The organism is Klebsiella sp. C360 (assembly GCF_048822415.1).
GTDB lineage: Bacteria > Pseudomonadota > Gammaproteobacteria > Enterobacterales > Enterobacteriaceae > Klebsiella > Klebsiella quasipneumoniae.
This window is the reverse complement of record NZ_JBMEZZ010000001.1, coordinates 1,028,440-1,044,480: the sequence shown is the minus strand read 5'-3', so window position 1 is coordinate 1,044,480 and position 16,041 is coordinate 1,028,440. Positions and strand designations below refer to the sequence as shown.

The 16,041-nt window shown below is 56.6% G+C and carries 10 protein-coding genes and 7 tRNA genes; 4 read left to right on the top strand and 13 right to left on the bottom strand.

Features of this window, described 5'->3' with window-relative positions:
* Positions 1-37 precede the first annotated feature (37 nt).
* Positions 38-1,462: a tRNA (N6-isopentenyl adenosine(37)-C2)-methylthiotransferase MiaB gene (gene miaB, locus ACOI7D_RS05240; RefSeq protein ID WP_004885906.1), complete on the bottom strand. Its 1,425-nt coding sequence runs from the start codon at positions 1,460-1,462 to the stop codon at positions 38-40.
* 179 nt (positions 1,463-1,641) lie between these two features.
* Between miaB and ubiF the strand changes: the two genes are divergently transcribed.
* Positions 1,642-2,817: a 3-demethoxyubiquinol 3-hydroxylase gene (gene ubiF, locus ACOI7D_RS05235; RefSeq protein ID WP_109546539.1), complete on the top strand. Its 1,176-nt coding sequence runs from the start codon at positions 1,642-1,644 to the stop codon at positions 2,815-2,817.
* Between the two features lie 118 nt (positions 2,818-2,935).
* Here the strand turns inward: ubiF and ACOI7D_RS05230 are convergent.
* The 12 genes from ACOI7D_RS05230 to nagB form a co-directional block, all read right to left on the bottom strand.
* Positions 2,936-3,010 (bottom strand) — tRNA-Gln (locus ACOI7D_RS05230).
* 76 nt (positions 3,011-3,086) lie between these two features.
* Positions 3,087-3,161 (bottom strand) — tRNA-Gln (locus ACOI7D_RS05225).
* Between the two features lie 47 nt (positions 3,162-3,208).
* Positions 3,209-3,285 (bottom strand) — tRNA-Met (locus ACOI7D_RS05220).
* Positions 3,286-3,308: 23 nt separating this feature from the next.
* Positions 3,309-3,383, bottom strand: a tRNA-Gln gene (locus ACOI7D_RS05215).
* 36 nt (positions 3,384-3,419) lie between these two features.
* Positions 3,420-3,494, bottom strand: a tRNA-Gln gene (locus ACOI7D_RS05210).
* A 23-nt stretch (positions 3,495-3,517) separates the two neighbouring features.
* Positions 3,518-3,602 (bottom strand) — tRNA-Leu (locus ACOI7D_RS05205).
* Positions 3,603-3,611: 9 nt separating this feature from the next.
* Positions 3,612-3,688: transfer RNA gene (locus tag ACOI7D_RS05200), tRNA-Met, on the bottom strand.
* Positions 3,689-3,926: 238 nt separating this feature from the next.
* Entirely contained in the window at positions 3,927-5,591 is a 1,665-nt protein-coding gene (gene asnB, locus ACOI7D_RS05195; protein WP_032455135.1) for an asparagine synthase B, read from the bottom strand.
* Between the two features lie 278 nt (positions 5,592-5,869).
* On the bottom strand, positions 5,870-6,622 hold the full coding sequence (locus tag ACOI7D_RS05190; RefSeq protein WP_023288846.1) for an HAD-IIA family hydrolase: 753 nt from the start codon (positions 6,620-6,622) through the stop codon (positions 5,870-5,872).
* Between the two features lie 119 nt (positions 6,623-6,741).
* Positions 6,742-7,962: a DNA-binding transcriptional regulator NagC gene (gene nagC, locus ACOI7D_RS05185; RefSeq protein ID WP_032455136.1), complete on the bottom strand. Its 1,221-nt coding sequence runs from the start codon at positions 7,960-7,962 to the stop codon at positions 6,742-6,744.
* A gap of 8 nt (positions 7,963-7,970) precedes the next feature.
* Positions 7,971-9,119: an N-acetylglucosamine-6-phosphate deacetylase gene (nagA, locus tag ACOI7D_RS05180; protein ID WP_109546538.1), complete on the bottom strand. Its 1,149-nt coding sequence runs from the start codon at positions 9,117-9,119 to the stop codon at positions 7,971-7,973.
* Between the two features lie 114 nt (positions 9,120-9,233).
* Entirely contained in the window at positions 9,234-10,034 is an 801-nt protein-coding gene (gene nagB / locus ACOI7D_RS05175) for a glucosamine-6-phosphate deaminase (RefSeq protein WP_109546537.1), read from the bottom strand.
* 316 nt (positions 10,035-10,350) lie between these two features.
* Between nagB and nagE the strand changes: the two genes are divergently transcribed.
* The 3 genes from nagE to chiP all read left to right on the top strand — a co-directional run bounded on the left by nagE (position 10,351) and on the right by chiP (position 15,995).
* Entirely contained in the window at positions 10,351-12,306 is a 1,956-nt protein-coding gene (gene nagE / locus ACOI7D_RS05170) for a PTS N-acetyl glucosamine transporter subunit IIABC (protein ID WP_109546536.1), read from the top strand.
* 178 nt (positions 12,307-12,484) lie between these two features.
* Entirely contained in the window at positions 12,485-14,152 is a 1,668-nt protein-coding gene (gene glnS, locus ACOI7D_RS05165; RefSeq protein ID WP_032455140.1) for a glutamine--tRNA ligase, read from the top strand.
* A 439-nt stretch (positions 14,153-14,591) separates the two neighbouring features.
* On the top strand, positions 14,592-15,995 hold the full coding sequence (chiP, locus tag ACOI7D_RS05160) for a chitoporin ChiP (protein WP_023288850.1): 1,404 nt from the start codon (positions 14,592-14,594) through the stop codon (positions 15,993-15,995).
* Positions 15,996-16,041 lie beyond the last annotated feature (46 nt).

Genomic DNA, 16,041 nt, shown 5'->3' with positions numbered 1-16,041 from the left:
ATTACAAGGCCTGCCGGAACCGACAGGCCTGAAGGGATCACGGCTGATAGATACCCACGCCAAGATCGTTCTCTTTACGGGTGCGGGCAATCACTGATTCAGGTGATTCAGCGATACGCAGACCCATCTCCGCTTCGGTGCGCACGATTTTGCCACGCAGCGAGTTGGTGTAAACATCGACAATTTCGACATCCACAAACTTGCCGACGAGGTCCGGGGTGCCTTCAAAGTTGACCACCCGGTTGTTCTCCGTACGTCCGGAGAGCTCCATGATGTTCTTGCGCGACGTGCCTTCCACCAGGATGCGCTGTACCGTGCCGAGCATGCGACGGCTCCAGGCCATCGCCTGCTGGTTGATGCGCTCCTGCAGAATATACAGACGCTGTTTCTTATCAGCATCCGGCACGTCGTCTACCATATCGGCCGCCGGGGTGCCCGGACGGGCGGAGAAGATAAAGCTGTAGCTCATATCGAAATTGACGTCGGCGATAAGCTTCATTGTCTTTTCGAAATCTTCCGTAGTTTCGCCGGGGAAGCCGACGATAAAGTCGGAGCTTATCTGAATATCCGGACGCGCTTCACGCAGCTTGCGAATAATCGCTTTATACTCCAGCGCGGTATGGGTGCGTCCCATCAGGTTCAGCACGCGGTCGGAGCCGCTTTGCACCGGCAGGTGCAGGAAGCTCACCAGCTCCGGCGTATCGCGATAGACGTCGATGATATCGTCGGTAAATTCGATCGGGTGGCTGGTGGTGAAGCGAATGCGGTCGATGCCGTCGATAGCGGCGACCAGGCGCAGCAGATCGGCAAAGCTGCCGGTAGTGCCGTCGTAGTTCTCGCCGCGCCAGGCGTTCACGTTCTGGCCCAGCAGGTTGACTTCACGCACGCCCTGCGCCGCCAGTTGGGCGATTTCAAACAGGATATCGTCGCACGGGCGGCTGACTTCTTCTCCGCGGGTGTAGGGCACCACGCAGTAGGTGCAGTATTTGTTGCAGCCTTCCATAATCGAGACAAAGGCGGTCGGGCCTTCGGCGCGCGGTTCTGGCAGGCGATCGAATTTTTCAATTTCCGGGAAGCTGATATCAACCACCGGGCTGCGGTTGCCGCGCACGGAGTTAATCATCTCAGGCAGGCGGTGCAGGGTTTGCGGCCCGAAAATAATATCGACATAGTGCGCGCGCTGACGAATATGGTCGCCTTCCTGGGAAGCCACGCAGCCGCCAACGCCAATAATCAGGTCCGGGTTCTTCTCTTTCAGCAGCTTCCAGCGGCCAAGCTGATGGAAAACTTTTTCCTGGGCCTTCTCACGAATTGAGCAGGTATTGAGCAACAGCACATCTGCTTCTTCCGCCACTTCGGTCAGTTGATACCCATGTGTCGCATCCAGCAGATCGGCCATCTTTGATGAATCATACTCGTTCATCTGACAGCCCCAGGTTTTAATATGGAGTTTTTTTGTCATTGACTTGCTCATGCTCAGTAATAGATATCCAAAACGCGGGGATATATACAGGGTGAATTTCGCATTCCAGGGCGCGTATTGTAATGCTTTGGTCGCCCCCTGACCAGTGCGAGCGTTATCACCGCAAGAGGGCGAAAAATCCGGTAAACTTAACGGATTCTGCTTTAAGGATAATAGCCATGACAATTCACGCAACAGATGTCGCCATCGTGGGCGGCGGCATGGTCGGCGGCGCCCTGGCGTTGGGGCTGGCGCAACAGGGATTTACCGTGACGGTGCTTGAGAAAACGGCGCCTCCGGCTTTCGATCCGGCATCCGCCCCGGATGTGCGGATCTCGGCGATCAGCGCGGCCTCGGTCGGCCTGCTGAAAAGCCTTGGCGTCTGGGATGCCGTGCGGGCGATGCGCGTCCACGCTTACCGTCGACTGGAGACCTGGGAGTGGGAGAGCGCCCACGTCGCCTTTGACGCCGCCGAGCTTAAGCTGCCGGAGCTGGGCTATATGGTTGAGAACAAGGTCCTGCAGTGGGGCCTGTGGCAAGCGCTGACGGCGCACGAAGGGGTTACCCTGCGCGTTGGCGGCGAACTGGAGGCGATGCAGCGCGGCGAGGCGGAGACGGCGTTGCGTTTACGCGACGGGGAGACGATCCACGCCCGGCTGGTTATCGGCGCCGACGGCGCCAGCTCTCAGGTGCGGGAGATGGCCGGCATCGGCGTGCATGCCTGGCAATATCAGCAATCCTGTATGCTCATTAGCGTCCAATGCGCCGACGATCCCGGCGACAGCACCTGGCAGCAGTTTACCCCCAGCGGACCGCGCGCTTTCCTGCCGCTGTTCGACAACTGGGCCTCGCTGGTGTGGTATGACGCCCCGGCGCGGATCCGTCAGCTGCAGGGCATGTCCATGCCCCAGCTCCAGCAGGAGATCGCCCGCCATTTCCCGGCGCGTCTCGGGCGGGTGACGCCGCAGACGGCCGGCGCCTTCCCGCTCACCCGGCGTCATGCGCTGCAGTATGTTCAGCCTGGTCTGGCGCTGGTGGGCGATGCGGCGCACACCATTCATCCGCTGGCGGGGCAGGGGGTTAACCTTGGCTATCGTGATGTCGACGCCCTGCTGGAGGTCCTGACGCAAGCGCGCGGCCGCGGCGAAGAGTGGGCCAGCCTGCCGGTGCTCAAGCGCTACCAGGGGCGGCGGCGGGCGGATAATTTTATTATGCAGTCGGGGATGGATCTGTTTTACGCCGGATTCAGCAATGACCTGGCGCCGGTGCGGATGCTGCGCAATATTGGCCTGATGGCGGCCGAACGCGCCGGGGTGCTGAAGCGTCAGGCGCTGAAGTATGCGTTAGGCTTGTAAACCGGCGTCGCGGGCAGGGGCGTCGTGGAAAGCGCCTGCCCGGCAGTCAGTGATGCGCCAGGATGGCAAAACGCCAATAACAAAAAAGCCCACCGAGGTGGGCTTTTTTGCATTGAAGTGGCTGGGGTACGAGGATTCGAACCTCGGAATGCCGGAATCAGAATCCGGTGCCTTACCGCTTGGCGATACCCCAATTGTCTGTTGCATTTAACCGTCACTACCCCGGTTTTAGTGCAACAGTGCGTTCATTGCTGAACGACTTTTTAATTTGGCTGGGGTACGAGGATTCGAACCTCGGAATGCCGGAATCAGAATCCGGTGCCTTACCGCTTGGCGATACCCCAACAAATTGTTTGCGGATTTATCGATGTGTATCGATACGTCCCGAATATGGTGGCTACGACGGGATTCGAACCTGTGACCCCATCATTATGAGTGATGTGCTCTAACCAGCTGAGCTACGTAGCCAAATTGTCTTACTGTTTCTTCGATGGCTGGGGTACCTGGATTCGAACCAGGGAATGCCGGTATCAAAAACCGGTGCCTTACCGCTTGGCGATACCCCAATACCGTCGCGGTGAACCGCAAATATCGAAGAAATATGGCTGGGGTACCTGGATTCGAACCAGGGAATGCCGGTATCAAAAACCGGTGCCTTACCGCTTGGCGATACCCCATCCGTACAACGCTGACTGGTGAATGGTGCGGGAGGCGAGACTTGAACTCGCACACCTTGCGGCGCCAGAACCTAAATCTGGTGCGTCTACCAATTTCGCCACTCCCGCAAAAAAAGATGGTGGCTACGACGGGATTCGAACCTGTGACCCCATCATTATGAGTGATGTGCTCTAACCAGCTGAGCTACGTAGCCATCTTTTTTTTCGCGTAACCTTATCGGCGTTGCGGGGCGCATTATGCGTATTGGGCCTGCGAGCGTCAACCTCTTTTTCAAGGAAAATCGTTGTAATGTGACTGTTTGGTTAGGTTGCGAACAGCTCGCTGCAATAATCGGCAATTATTGGTTATTTATCGTTTTTCAGCGGCATAAATCCCGCAAAAAGAAAACGGACCCCGGAGGGTCCGTTTCGCGTTTCATCGCCTGTCAGGGCTTATTTATAGGCCGACTGGTGGACGCCCACCGCGCGGCCTGACGGATCGTTCATGGTTTTGAACGCTTCATCCCATTCAATGGCTTTGGCAGAAGAGCAGGCCACCGACGGACCGCCAGGGACACACTCCGCCGCGCTTGGCAGCGGGAACAGCTCTTCGAAGATCTCGCGGTACAGATAGCCTTCTTTAGAGGTCGGCGTGTTGTATGGGAAGCGGAAGCTTGCGGTTTCCAGCTGCTGGTCGCTGATCTGTTTCGCGGCCACTTCTTTCAGCGTATCGATCCAGCTATAGCCGACGCCGTCAGAGAATTGCTCCTTCTGACGCCACGCCACGCTGGCCGGCAGATAGGATTCAAAACATTCGCGCAGAATATGTTTTTCCATTTTGCCGTTGCCGCACATCTTATCCTGCGGGTTGATGCGCATCGCCACGTCGAGGAACTTCTTATCGAGGAACGGCACGCGGGCTTCCACGCCCCAGGCGGACATCGCTTTGTTGGCGCGGGCGCAGTCAAACATATGCAGCGCCTGCAGCTTACGCACCGTCTCTTCGTGCAGTTCTTTAGCGTTCGGCGCCTTATGGAAGTAGAGGTAGCCGCCGAATACTTCGTCCGAGCCTTCGCCGGAAAGCACCATTTTGATGCCCATGGCTTTAATTTTACGTGACATCAGGTACATCGGCGTCGAAGCGCGAATGGTGGTCACATCGTAGGTTTCGATGTGATAGATAACGTCGCGGATCGCATCCAGCCCTTCCTGAACGGTAAAGTGAATTTCATGGTGCACGGTGCCGAGGTGGTTAGCCACTTCCTGCGCCGCTTTCAGGTCGGGAGAGCCTTCCAGACCGACCGCGAAGGAGTGCAGCTGCGGCCACCAGGCTTCGCTACGCTCCTGATCTTCGACGCGACGGGCGGCGAATTTCTTGGTGATGGCGGAGATGACCGAAGAATCAAGGCCGCCGGAGAGCAGCACGCCGTAGGGCACGTCGGACATCAGGTGGCTTTTCACCGACTCTTCCAGCGCCTGGCGCAGCTCGTTCTTATCGGTAACGTTGTCTTTTACCGCGTCGTAATCGAACCAGTCGCGCTGATAGTACTGGCGAATTTCACCGTCTTTGCTCCACAGGTAGCTGCCCGCCGGGAACTCTTTAATGGTGCGGCACACCGGCACCAGGGCTTTCATTTCTGAGGCGACGTAGAAGTTGCCGTGTTCGTCATGGCCCATATACAGCGGAATAATGCCGATATGGTCGCGACCAATTAAGTACGCGTCTTTTTCGCTGTCGTACAGGGCGAAGGCGAACATCCCCTGCAGGTCGTCGAGGAACGCCGGGCCTTTTTCCTGATACAGCGCGAGGATTACTTCGCAGTCGGAGCCGGTCTGGAACTGATAGCGATCGCCATATTCCGCGCGCAGCGCCTGATGGTTGTAGATTTCGCCGTTAACGGCCAGCGCATGGGTTTTTTCGGCGTTGTACAGCGGCTGGGCGCCGGCGTTGACGTCGACAATCGACAGGCGCTCGTGCGCCAGAATCGCTTTGTCGCTGGCATACACGCCAGACCAGTCCGGACCGCGATGGCGCATCAGGCGGGAAAGCTCCAGCGCCTTTTTACGCAGCTCGCCTGCGTCAGTTTTAATATCCAGTACGCCAAAAATAGAACACATAGCCTTCTCCATTACCCTGTCGTGTTTGATGTTGTGCTGGCTTCGTCTCGTGGCGAAGCCTGAGTGCGTGCTTAAGAAAATGCCGTAAAGGGGGAGCCGGCGCAAGGGTTTTACGGCCGGAAAAAGAAAAAACGCAACTGCGATTGTTGAATAGTAAAAAAAGAGTATCTTTTGAACGGCTTTATTGAAGAATACGCAATTATAAGCCGTTTTTATTAGATGGGGGGCTTTTAGCAGGCGTCAGAAATGAACAACCACGTCCTGAGACGTGGCTGGCATTAGAAAATATCGATTTCCGCGACGGAAGGGTAGATCCACGACGGGCGGAACGGCATGCTGTCGATGTCGTCGAGGGTCGAGACGCCGGAGAGCACCAGAATGGTCTCCAGCCCCGCCTGGAAGCCGGCCAGAATGTCGGTGCGCAGATTGTCGCCGACGATCACCGTCTGTTCGGAGTGGGCCTGCATTTTGTTCAGCGCTGAGCGGATGATCCACGGGCTGGGTTTACCGACGTAAAACGGCTTACGGCCGGAGATCTTCTCGATCCCGGCGCACAGGGCGCCGCAGGCCGGGTAGAAGCCGCGACCGTGAGTATCCGGGTTGGTGGCAATGAAGCGGGCGCCATTGGCGACAAAGAAGGCCGCCTTATGCATCATCTCCCAGTTAAAGGAGCGGGTTTCCCCGACGATGACAAAATCCGGGTTGACATCGGTAATGGTAAAGCCGGCTTTATACAGCTCGTGGATCAGCGCCCCTTCACCCACCACATAGGCTTTCTTGCCTTCCTGGCGGCGCAGAAAATCGGCCGTCGCCATCGCCGAGGTGTAAAAGGCGCTATCCGGCACTTCAATCCCGGCGGTGGCGAAACGGTTCGCCAGATCCTGGCCGGTTTGCGACGGGTAGTTGGTCAGCATCACCAGCGGCATGCCTTTATCGAGGATGCGCTTGATAAACTCGGCAGCGCCGGGAACGGCGACGTTATCGTGCATCAGCACGCCGTCAATATCACAAATTATGTTTTGAATGGTCATGGTGGGTCCAGAATCATTAACAAAGACGAAACTATACGCGTCATCGATGCGGTTTCACACCTCTGACGGGCGATGCCCGCCAGTGACAGAGCGACGCGCTTATCTATAAAGGGGGGCGATTAGCTCTCAAGCAAGCGCTGCAGCAGCGTGCCATTGAGCATGGCGCGTTTGACCAGCGCGAAGGCGCCAATCGCTGAGCGATGATCGAGGGTGGAGCGCACCACCGGCAGGTTCTTACGAAACGCCTTTAGCGCCTGGGCGTTAATGCAGCCCTCAATGGCCGGGAGCAGCACTTTCTCGGCTTCCACAATTTCGCCGGCGACGACGATTTTTTGCGGATTGAACAGGTTGATGGCGATGGCGATCGTTTTTCCAAGGTGACGCCCTACGTACTCGATCACCTCGCAGGCCAGGGCATCGCCCTTGTTGGCCGCTTTGCAGATGGTTTTGATCGTGCAGTCATCGAGGGTCAGGCGGCTTTGGTAGCCCTGGTCCAGCAGATGGCGAACGCGATGTTCGATGGCGGCGTTCGCCGCGACGGTCTCCAGGCAGCCGAAGTTGCCGCAGTGGCAGCGTTCGCCCAGCGGATCGACCTGAATATGGCCAATTTCGCCCACGTTGCCGTTACGGCCAATAAAAATGCGTCCGTTGGAGATGATCCCCGCCCCGGTGCCGCGGTGCACGCGCACCAGAATGGAGTCTTCGCAGTCCTGGCTTGCGCCAAAATAGTGCTCGGCCAGCGCCAGACTGCGGATATCGTGCCCGACAAAGCAGGTAACGTTGAAGCGTTTTTCCAGCGCCCCGACCAGGCCCCAGTTTTCCACCGCAATGTGCGGCATATAGCGGATCACGCCGCTTTCTGGATCCACCAGCCCCGGCAGGATCACCGAGATGGCGATCAGCTCGCGGATTTTGCGCTGACAGTTTTCGATAAAAGTGGCGATGATATTCAGCAGGGCGTGTTCCAGCGTTTCCTGGGTGCGCTCGGGCAGCGGGAAATGCTCCTCCTCCAGGGTCTTGCTGCTTAAATCATAGAGGGTCAGGGTGGCGTCATAGCGGCCAAGGCGCACGCCAATGGCGTTGAAGTTACGCGTCTCCGCAATGATGGAGATGGCGCGGCGCCCCCCGGTGGAGGCCTGCTGATCGACTTCTTTGATCAGGCCGCGCTCAATAAGCTGACGCGTGATTTTGGTCACGCTGGCAGGGGCAAGCTGGCTTTGTTCCGCGATCTGAATGCGCGAGATAGGCCCATGCTGGTCAATCAGGCGGTACACGGCCGCGCTGTTCAGTTGTTTTACGAGGTCAACGTTACCAATTTGAGCTTGTCCGCCTGCTGTCATACTTTTACTTACTCAGTGACGACCTCGTTACCATTAACGATGGTCTTGGTGATTTTATAATCGCGTGTAAAGGCGGTCAGGTTAGCGACCATACCCGGCGCAATGCTGCCGAGCTGCTTGTCCACACCAATGGCGCGCGCGGGATAGAGCGTCGCCATCCGCAATACTTCGTCCAGCGCCACACCGCAATGCTCAACCAGATTACGCACCCCTTCAATCATGGTCAGGGAAGATCCGCTGAGGGTGCCGTTTTCATCTACGCACAGCCCGTTGCGGTAGTATATTGTTTTCCCGGCAAAAATGAACTGGTCAATATCCGCCCCCGCCGGCGCGGTGGCGTCGGTGACCAGGCACAGTTTGTCGCCTTTCAGGCGCTTGGCGTTGCGCACGTTGGCGTAATCGACGTGCATCCCGTCGACAATAATACCGCAGTAGACATCCGGCTCGTCAAAAATCGCCCCGGCCAGACCCGGTTCGCGGCCGGTAATGTACGGCATCGCATTATACAGGTGGGTGGCGAAGGTAATGCCCGCGCGGAAGCCCACTTTCGCCTCTTTCAGCGTGGCGTTGGAGTGGCCCGCGGAGACGACGATCCCGGCGGCGACCAGTTTGCGGATCACTTCCGGCTCGACGCGCTCAGGGGCGAGGGTCACTTTGGTGATCACATCGGCGTTGTCGCACAGGAAATCGACCAGCGCCGCGTCCGGTTTACGCACGTAGTCGGGATTGTGGGTGCCTTTCTTAACGATATTCAGCCACGGTCCTTCAAGATGCAGACCCAGCGCCTGGTTCGGGTGCTTTTGCAGGTATTCGCGCATCACGCGGACGCCTTGCTTCATCAGATCGTCGCTGGAGGTAATCAGCGTCGGCAGGAAGCTGGTGCAGCCTGAGCGTTCGTTGGCCTTCTGCATGATCTCCAGCGTTTCGACAGTGACCGCGTCAGGGCTGTCGTTAAACTGCACGCCGCCGCAGCCGTTGAGCTGGACGTCGATAAAACCGGGGGCGAGGATCGCGCCGTTGACTGAGCGCTGCTCGATGTCAGACGGCAAATCTGCCAGCGGACAAAGACGTTCGATAAGGCCATTAGCGATAACAACCGCATGGTCATCGAGAATTTCATGACCGGTATAAACCCGGCCCTGGGTTAATGCATACATTACGACCCCCGGTATATACGCCTCATCAGGCCCGGAAACGTTCGTTTGCCGCCGGCCTGATGATGCATACAAAGAAAAAGATGGTCCCGCGCAAAGTCGCGGGACGCGACTACATTACAGACCTTTAATATTTTCAGCTTCTAATTCGTTGAAATATTTCAGCGTCTTCACTTTCAGCTCCATGGTGGACGGTTCGTCGCAGACGATCACCGCCTTCGGATGCAGCTGCAGACAGGTAATGGTCCACATGTGGTTGACGTTACCTTCAACTGCCGCCTGCAGCGCCAGCGCTTTCTGATGGCCCAGCACCAGAATCATGACCTCTTCTGCATCCAGCAGGGTGCCCACGCCGACGGTCAGCGCATATTTCGGCACCAGATCCACGTCGCCGTCGAAGAAGCGGGAGTTCGCCACACGGGTGTCATGGGTCAGGGTCTTAATACGGGTGCGGGACGCCAGAGAAGAGGCCGGTTCGTTGAACGCGATGTGGCCATCGTTGCCCACGCCGCCCATAAACAGGTGGATTTTACCGTAGGAACGAATTTTTTCTTCATAGCGACGGCATTCCGCATCGATGTCCGGCGCGTTACCATTCAGCAGGTTGATATTTTCTGCCGGAATATCAACGTGGTCAAAGAAATTACGGTGCATGAAGCTATGATAGCTTTCCGGATGCTCTTTCGGCAGGCCAACGTATTCATCCATGTTGAAGGTGACAACGTGCTTGAAGCTAACCTGGCCTGCTTTATGCATTTCAACCAGCGCCTTGTAGGCGGTGAGCGGGGTGCCGCCGGTCGGCAGACCCAGCACGAACGGACGGTCCGCAGTTGGTTTGAATGCATTAATGTGGTTCACGATATGGCGGGCAGCCCATTTACCGACCTGCTCAGCGGTTACCAGGGGGATCAGTCTCATTCTTCACCTCTATAGTTAAAAGTAGAATCTGGCGGATTGGCGCCAGCACTCTGAGGAGAGTATTGCAGCAACTGCGCCGACCGGGGTCAATCCGTGTTGATTTTTTGAATGATAAAATAAGTTTTCGATGTTAGCCAGTCTAAGGGAGGGGGGAATACGATATTTGGTGATAATTATCACAAAAAATACCCGTTTAATTTGCGATACGAATTAATTTTTCACACACTTTGCCGGTAAGTGATAAAACCGACCTTGTTACACAATAAAAAAGTGGCTTTGAAAATGAGCCTCATCGGGGTCTCATAGGGGGAATAAGATGAATATTTTAGGTTTCTTTCAGCGACTGGGTAGGGCGTTACAGCTCCCTATCGCAGTGCTGCCGGTCGCGGCATTGCTGCTGCGTTTCGGGCAACCAGACCTGTTGAATGTACCCTTCATCGCGCAAGCGGGTGGGGCTATCTTCGACAACCTGGCGCTGATCTTTGCTATCGGTGTGGCGTCAAGCTGGTCCAAGGATAACGCCGGTTCTGCGGCGCTGGCCGGGGCAGTAGGTTATTTCGTGATGACCAAAGCGATGGTCACCATCAATCCGGAAATCAACATGGGCGTACTGGCCGGTATCATTACCGGTCTGGTAGCAGGGGCGGTGTACAATCGCTGGGCCGGCATCAAGCTGCCGGACTTCCTGAGCTTCTTCGGCGGCAAACGCTTCGTGCCGATCGCCACCGGCTTCTTCTGTTTGATCCTCGCGGCGCTCTTCGGCTACGTCTGGCCGCCGGTGCAGCACGCTATCCATGCGGGCGGCGAGTGGATCGTTTCCGCAGGGGCGCTGGGTTCCGGTATCTTCGGCTTTATCAACCGCCTGCTGATCCCGACCGGTCTGCATCAGGTGCTGAACACCATCGCCTGGTTCCAGATTGGTGAGTTCACGAACGCCGCAGGCGCCGTGTTCCACGGCGACATCAACCGCTTCTACGCCGGCGACGGCACCGCGGGGATGTTCATGTCCGGCTTCTTCCCGATCATGATGTTTGGTCTGCCGGGCGCGGCGCTGGCGATGTATCTGGCCGCTCCGAAAGCGCGTCGTCCGATGGTGGGCGGTATGCTGCTGTCTGTTGCCATCACCGCGTTCCTGACCGGGGTAACCGAGCCGCTGGAATTCCTGTTCATGTTCCTGGCTCCGCTGCTGTACCTCCTGCACGCGGTACTGACCGGTATCAGCCTGTTCATCGCAACGGCGCTGGGCATTCATGCTGGCTTCTCCTTCTCCGCAGGCGCTATTGACTACGTGCTGATGTACAGCCTGCCGGCCGCCAGCAAAAACGTCTGGATGCTGCTGGTGATGGGCGTGGTGTTCTTCTTCGTCTACTTCCTGCTGTTCAGCGCGGTGATCCGCATGTTCAACCTGAAAACGCCGGGTCGTGAAGACAAAGCCGCTGACGTGGTAACGGAAGAAGCGAACAGCAACACTGAAGAAGGCCTGACCCAGCTGGCGACCAGCTATATCGCCGCAGTGGGCGGAACGGACAACCTGAAAGCGATTGACGCCTGTATCACCCGTCTGCGCCTGACCGTGGGCGATTCGGCGAAAGTCAACGACGCCGCCTGTAAACGTCTCGGCGCGTCCGGGGTGGTGAAACTGAATAAGCAAACCATCCAGGTTATCGTCGGCGCGAAGGCAGAGTCTATCGGCGATGAGATGAAAAAAGTGGTGACCCGCGGCCCGGTAGCGGCAGCGGCAGCCGCGCCGGCTGGCAACGTCGCCACTGCAGCGCCCGCGGCTAAACCGCAGGCGGTAGCGAACGCGAAGACCGTTGAGTTGCTGGTTTCGCCGATTACCGGTGACGTGGTGGCCCTCGAACAGGTGCCGGACGAAGCCTTCGCCAGCAAAGCCGTCGGCGACGGTATCGCGGTGAAACCGACCAGCAACATCGTGGTGGCCCCGGCCGCCGGTACCGTGGTGAAAATTTTCAATACTAACCACGCGTTCTGCCTCGAAACCAACAACGGTGCGGAAATCGTTGTCCACATGGGTATCGACACCGTGGCGCTGGAAGGCAAGGGCTTCAAACGACTGGTTGAAGAGGGCGCGGACGTGAAGGCGGGCGAGCCGATTCTGGAAATGGATCTGGACTTCCTCAACGCCAACGCGCGCTCGATGATTAGCCCGGTGGTCTGCAGCAACAGCGATGACTACAGCGCGCTGGTGATACTGGCGAGCGGTAAGGTCGTTGCCGGCCAGACGCCGCTGTATGAGATTAAAGGCAAGTAAGGCTCCTGAGTCGAGTTTATGCCTCAGCGGCGAAGGGAAACCTTCGCCGCTTTTTTTTGCAGCAATCGGCCCCATAATCCTCTTCTGATACCTATTTTACGTAACTAATAGTTGTCACTACGCCCTGCTTGTAAGATCATGTGCCGTTATACGTTGTTTACGCTTTGAGGAACCCGTGATGAGTGAGGCAGAAGCCCGCCCGACTAACTTTATCCGTCAGATCATTGATGAAGATCTGGCTACCGGTAAGCACACCACCGTTCACACCCGCTTCCCGCCGGAGCCGAACGGTTATCTGCACATTGGCCATGCGAAATCCATCTGCCTGAACTTCGGCATCGCCCAGGATTATCAGGGCCAATGCAACCTGCGTTTCGATGACACCAACCCGGTGAAAGAAGATATCGAATACGTGGAGTCGATTAAAAACGACGTGCAGTGGTTAGGTTTCCACTGGTCCGGGGACGTTTGCTACTCGTCAGATTACTTTGATCAGCTGCATCAGTATGCGGTTGAGCTGATCAACAAAGGCCTGGCCTATGTTGATGAACTCTCTCCTGATGAAATTCGTGAATATCGCGGCACCCTGAAAGCGCCGGGTAAGAACAGCCCGTATCGCGACCGCAGCGTGGAAGAAAACCTGGCGCTGTTCGAAAAAATGCGCAGCGGCGGCTTCGAAGAGGGCAAGGCCTGCCTGCGCGCGAAGATCGATATGGCGTCGCCGTTCATCGTGATGCGCGATCCGGTGCTGTACCGCATTAAATTCGCTGAGCATCATCAGACCGGCAACAAGTGGTGCATCTACCCGATGTACGACTTCACCCACTGCATCAGCGATGCGCTGGAAGGCATTACCCACTCGCTGTGTACCCTGGAGTTCCAGGACAACCGTCGTCTGTACGACTGGGTGCTGGACAACATCAGCATCCCGGTTCACCCGCGCCAGTACGAATTCTCGCGCCTGAATCTTGAATACACGGTGATGTCCAAGCGTAAGCTGAACCAGCTGGTGACCGAGAAGCACGTGGAAGGTTGGGACGATCCGCGTATGCCGACCATCTCCGGTCTGCGTCGTCGCGGCTACACCGCCGAATCCATCCGCGAATTCTGCAAGCGCATCGGCGTGACCAAGCAGGACAACACCATTGAGATGGCGTCGCTGGAGTCCTGCATTCGCGAAGATCTCAACGAAAACGCGCCGCGCGCGATGGCGGTGATCGATCCGGTGAAACTGGTTATTGAGAACTACCCGCAGGGCGAAAGCGAAATGGTGGCGATGCCGAACCATCCGAACAAGCCGGAGATGGGCAGCCGCGAAGTGCCGTTCAGCGCGGAAATCTGGATCGACCGCGCGGACTTCCGTGAAGAAGCCAACAAGCAGTACAAGCGTCTGGTGCTGGGCAAAGAAGTGCGTCTGCGCAACGCCTACGTCATCAAAGCGGAACGCGTGGAGAAAGATGCCGAAGGCAATATCACCACTATCTTCTGTACCTACGATGCCGACACCCTGAGTAAAGATCCGGCTGACGGCCGCAAGGTCAAAGGCGTGATCCACTGGGTGAGCGCGGCGCATGCGCTGCCGGTAGAGATCCGTCTCTACGATCGCCTGTTCAGCGTACCAAACCCGGGCGCAGCGGAGGATTTCCTCGCGGTGATCAATCCGGAATCGCTGGTGATCAAACAGGGTTACGCGGAGCCGAGCCTGGCGCAGGCGGAAGCCGGTAAAGCTTACCAGTTTGAACGTGAAGGTTACTTCTGCCTCGACAGCCGCTATGCAACCGCAACCAACCTGGTGTTTAACCGCACCGTCGGTCTGCGCGATACCTGGGCGAAAGCGGGCGAATAACCGTTTCCCTACCGTCAAAGCGCCGCACTCTGCGGCGCTTTTTTTGTTTCAGAATCAGCCAATTACTCTTTTTATTTTCGCGAAGCGAATTAATTCTGTTTCAAACCGGAAATAAATAACGCTTCTGATATTTCCTGTCTCATACAAAAAACCAATGTAATCGCTTTCAGGTTTTGCGTTTTTCCCTGATTTTGCAATGACTTCCATGACAAAATCATCAGAGATAAGACTGTAACAAAACGACATAAATTATGTGCGCTTTGTCATAATCTTAAGCTTTGCCTCACGAAAAATATTGATAATTCGCGTCACGAAAAATAGTCTATCTACAGTGGTTTCGCGGCCTTTTTCACCGCCCCACATTTTGCAGTGTTATTTATTTTTTTTAGCGAATGACCCCCTGGTCTTCGCCTTTTAAAACGTCAAAGAGGATATGCACATGCGTACGTTTAGTGGCAAACGTAGTACGCTGGCGCTGGCTATTGCCGCCGTCACCGCGATGTCGGGCTGGGTTGTGATTCCGCAGGCCAGCGCAGCAGGCTTTATCGATGATTCTACTTTAACCGGCGGTATCTATTACTGGCAGCGTGAGCGTGACCGTAAAGATGTGACCGACGGCGACAAATACAAAACCAACCTTTCCCACTCCACCTGGAACGCCAACCTGGACTTCCAGTCCGGCTATGCCGCCGATATGTTTGGCCTTGATATTGCGGCGTTTACCGCGATTGAAATGGCGGAGAACGGCGACAGCGGCCACCCGAACGAAATCGCCTTCTCGTCGCGTAACAAAGCCTATGACGAAGACTACTCCGGCGATAAGAGCGGCATCAGCCTGTATAAAGCCGCTGCGAAATTCAAATACGGTCCGGCGTGGGCGCGCGCGGGCTACATCCAGCCAACCGGTCAGACCCTGCTGGCGCCGCACTGGAGCTTTATGCCGGGTACCTATCAGGGGGCGGAAGCCGGGGCCAACTTCGACTATGGCACCGCGGGCGCGTTAAGTTTCTCCTACATGTGGACGAACGAGTATAAAGCGCCATGGCATATCGAGATGGATGATTTCTACCAGAACGATAAGAAGACCAAAGTCGATTATCTCCACTCCGTCGGCGCCAAATATGATTTCAAAAACGACCTGGTGCTGGAGGCGGCATTTGGTCAGGCTCAGGGCTATATCGATCAGTACTTTGCTAAAGCCAGCTACAAGTTTGACGTCGCCGGCGCGCCGTTGAGCACCAGCTACCAGTTCTACGGCACTCGCGATAAGGTCAGCAACGGCGGGGTCAACGACATCTATGACGGCACCGCATGGCTGCAGGCGTTAACCTTTGGCTATAAAGTGGCGGATGTGCTGGATCTGCGTCTGGAAGGGACCTGGGTGAAGGCCGATGGCCAGCAGGGCTACTTCCTGCAGCGTATGACCCCGACCTACGCCTCCTCCAACGGTCGTCTCGATATCTGGTGGGATAACCGTTCCGACTTCAACGCCAACGGCGAAAAAGCGGTCTTCTTCGGCGCGATGTATGACATGAAAAACTGGGATATGCCGGGCTGGGCGTTTGGCGCGTCTTATGTGTACGCCTGGGATGCGAAGCCGGGCAAAATGTCCTCCCCGGACGCCTACTATGACGCTGATTACCGTCTGAAAGAGTCGGCCTACAGCCTGGATGCGCTGTATACCGTGCAGGAAGGCCGGGCGAAGGGCACGCTGTTTAAACTGCACTTTACCCAGTACGACAACCATTCCGATATTCCGAGCTGGAGCGGCGGCTACGGCAACATCTTCCAGGATGAGCGCGACGTGAAGTTCATGGTTATCGCCCCGTTCACAATTTTCTGATGCCTGCGCGGCGGGCGTGAGCCTGCCGCACCTCTGGGAGAACGAC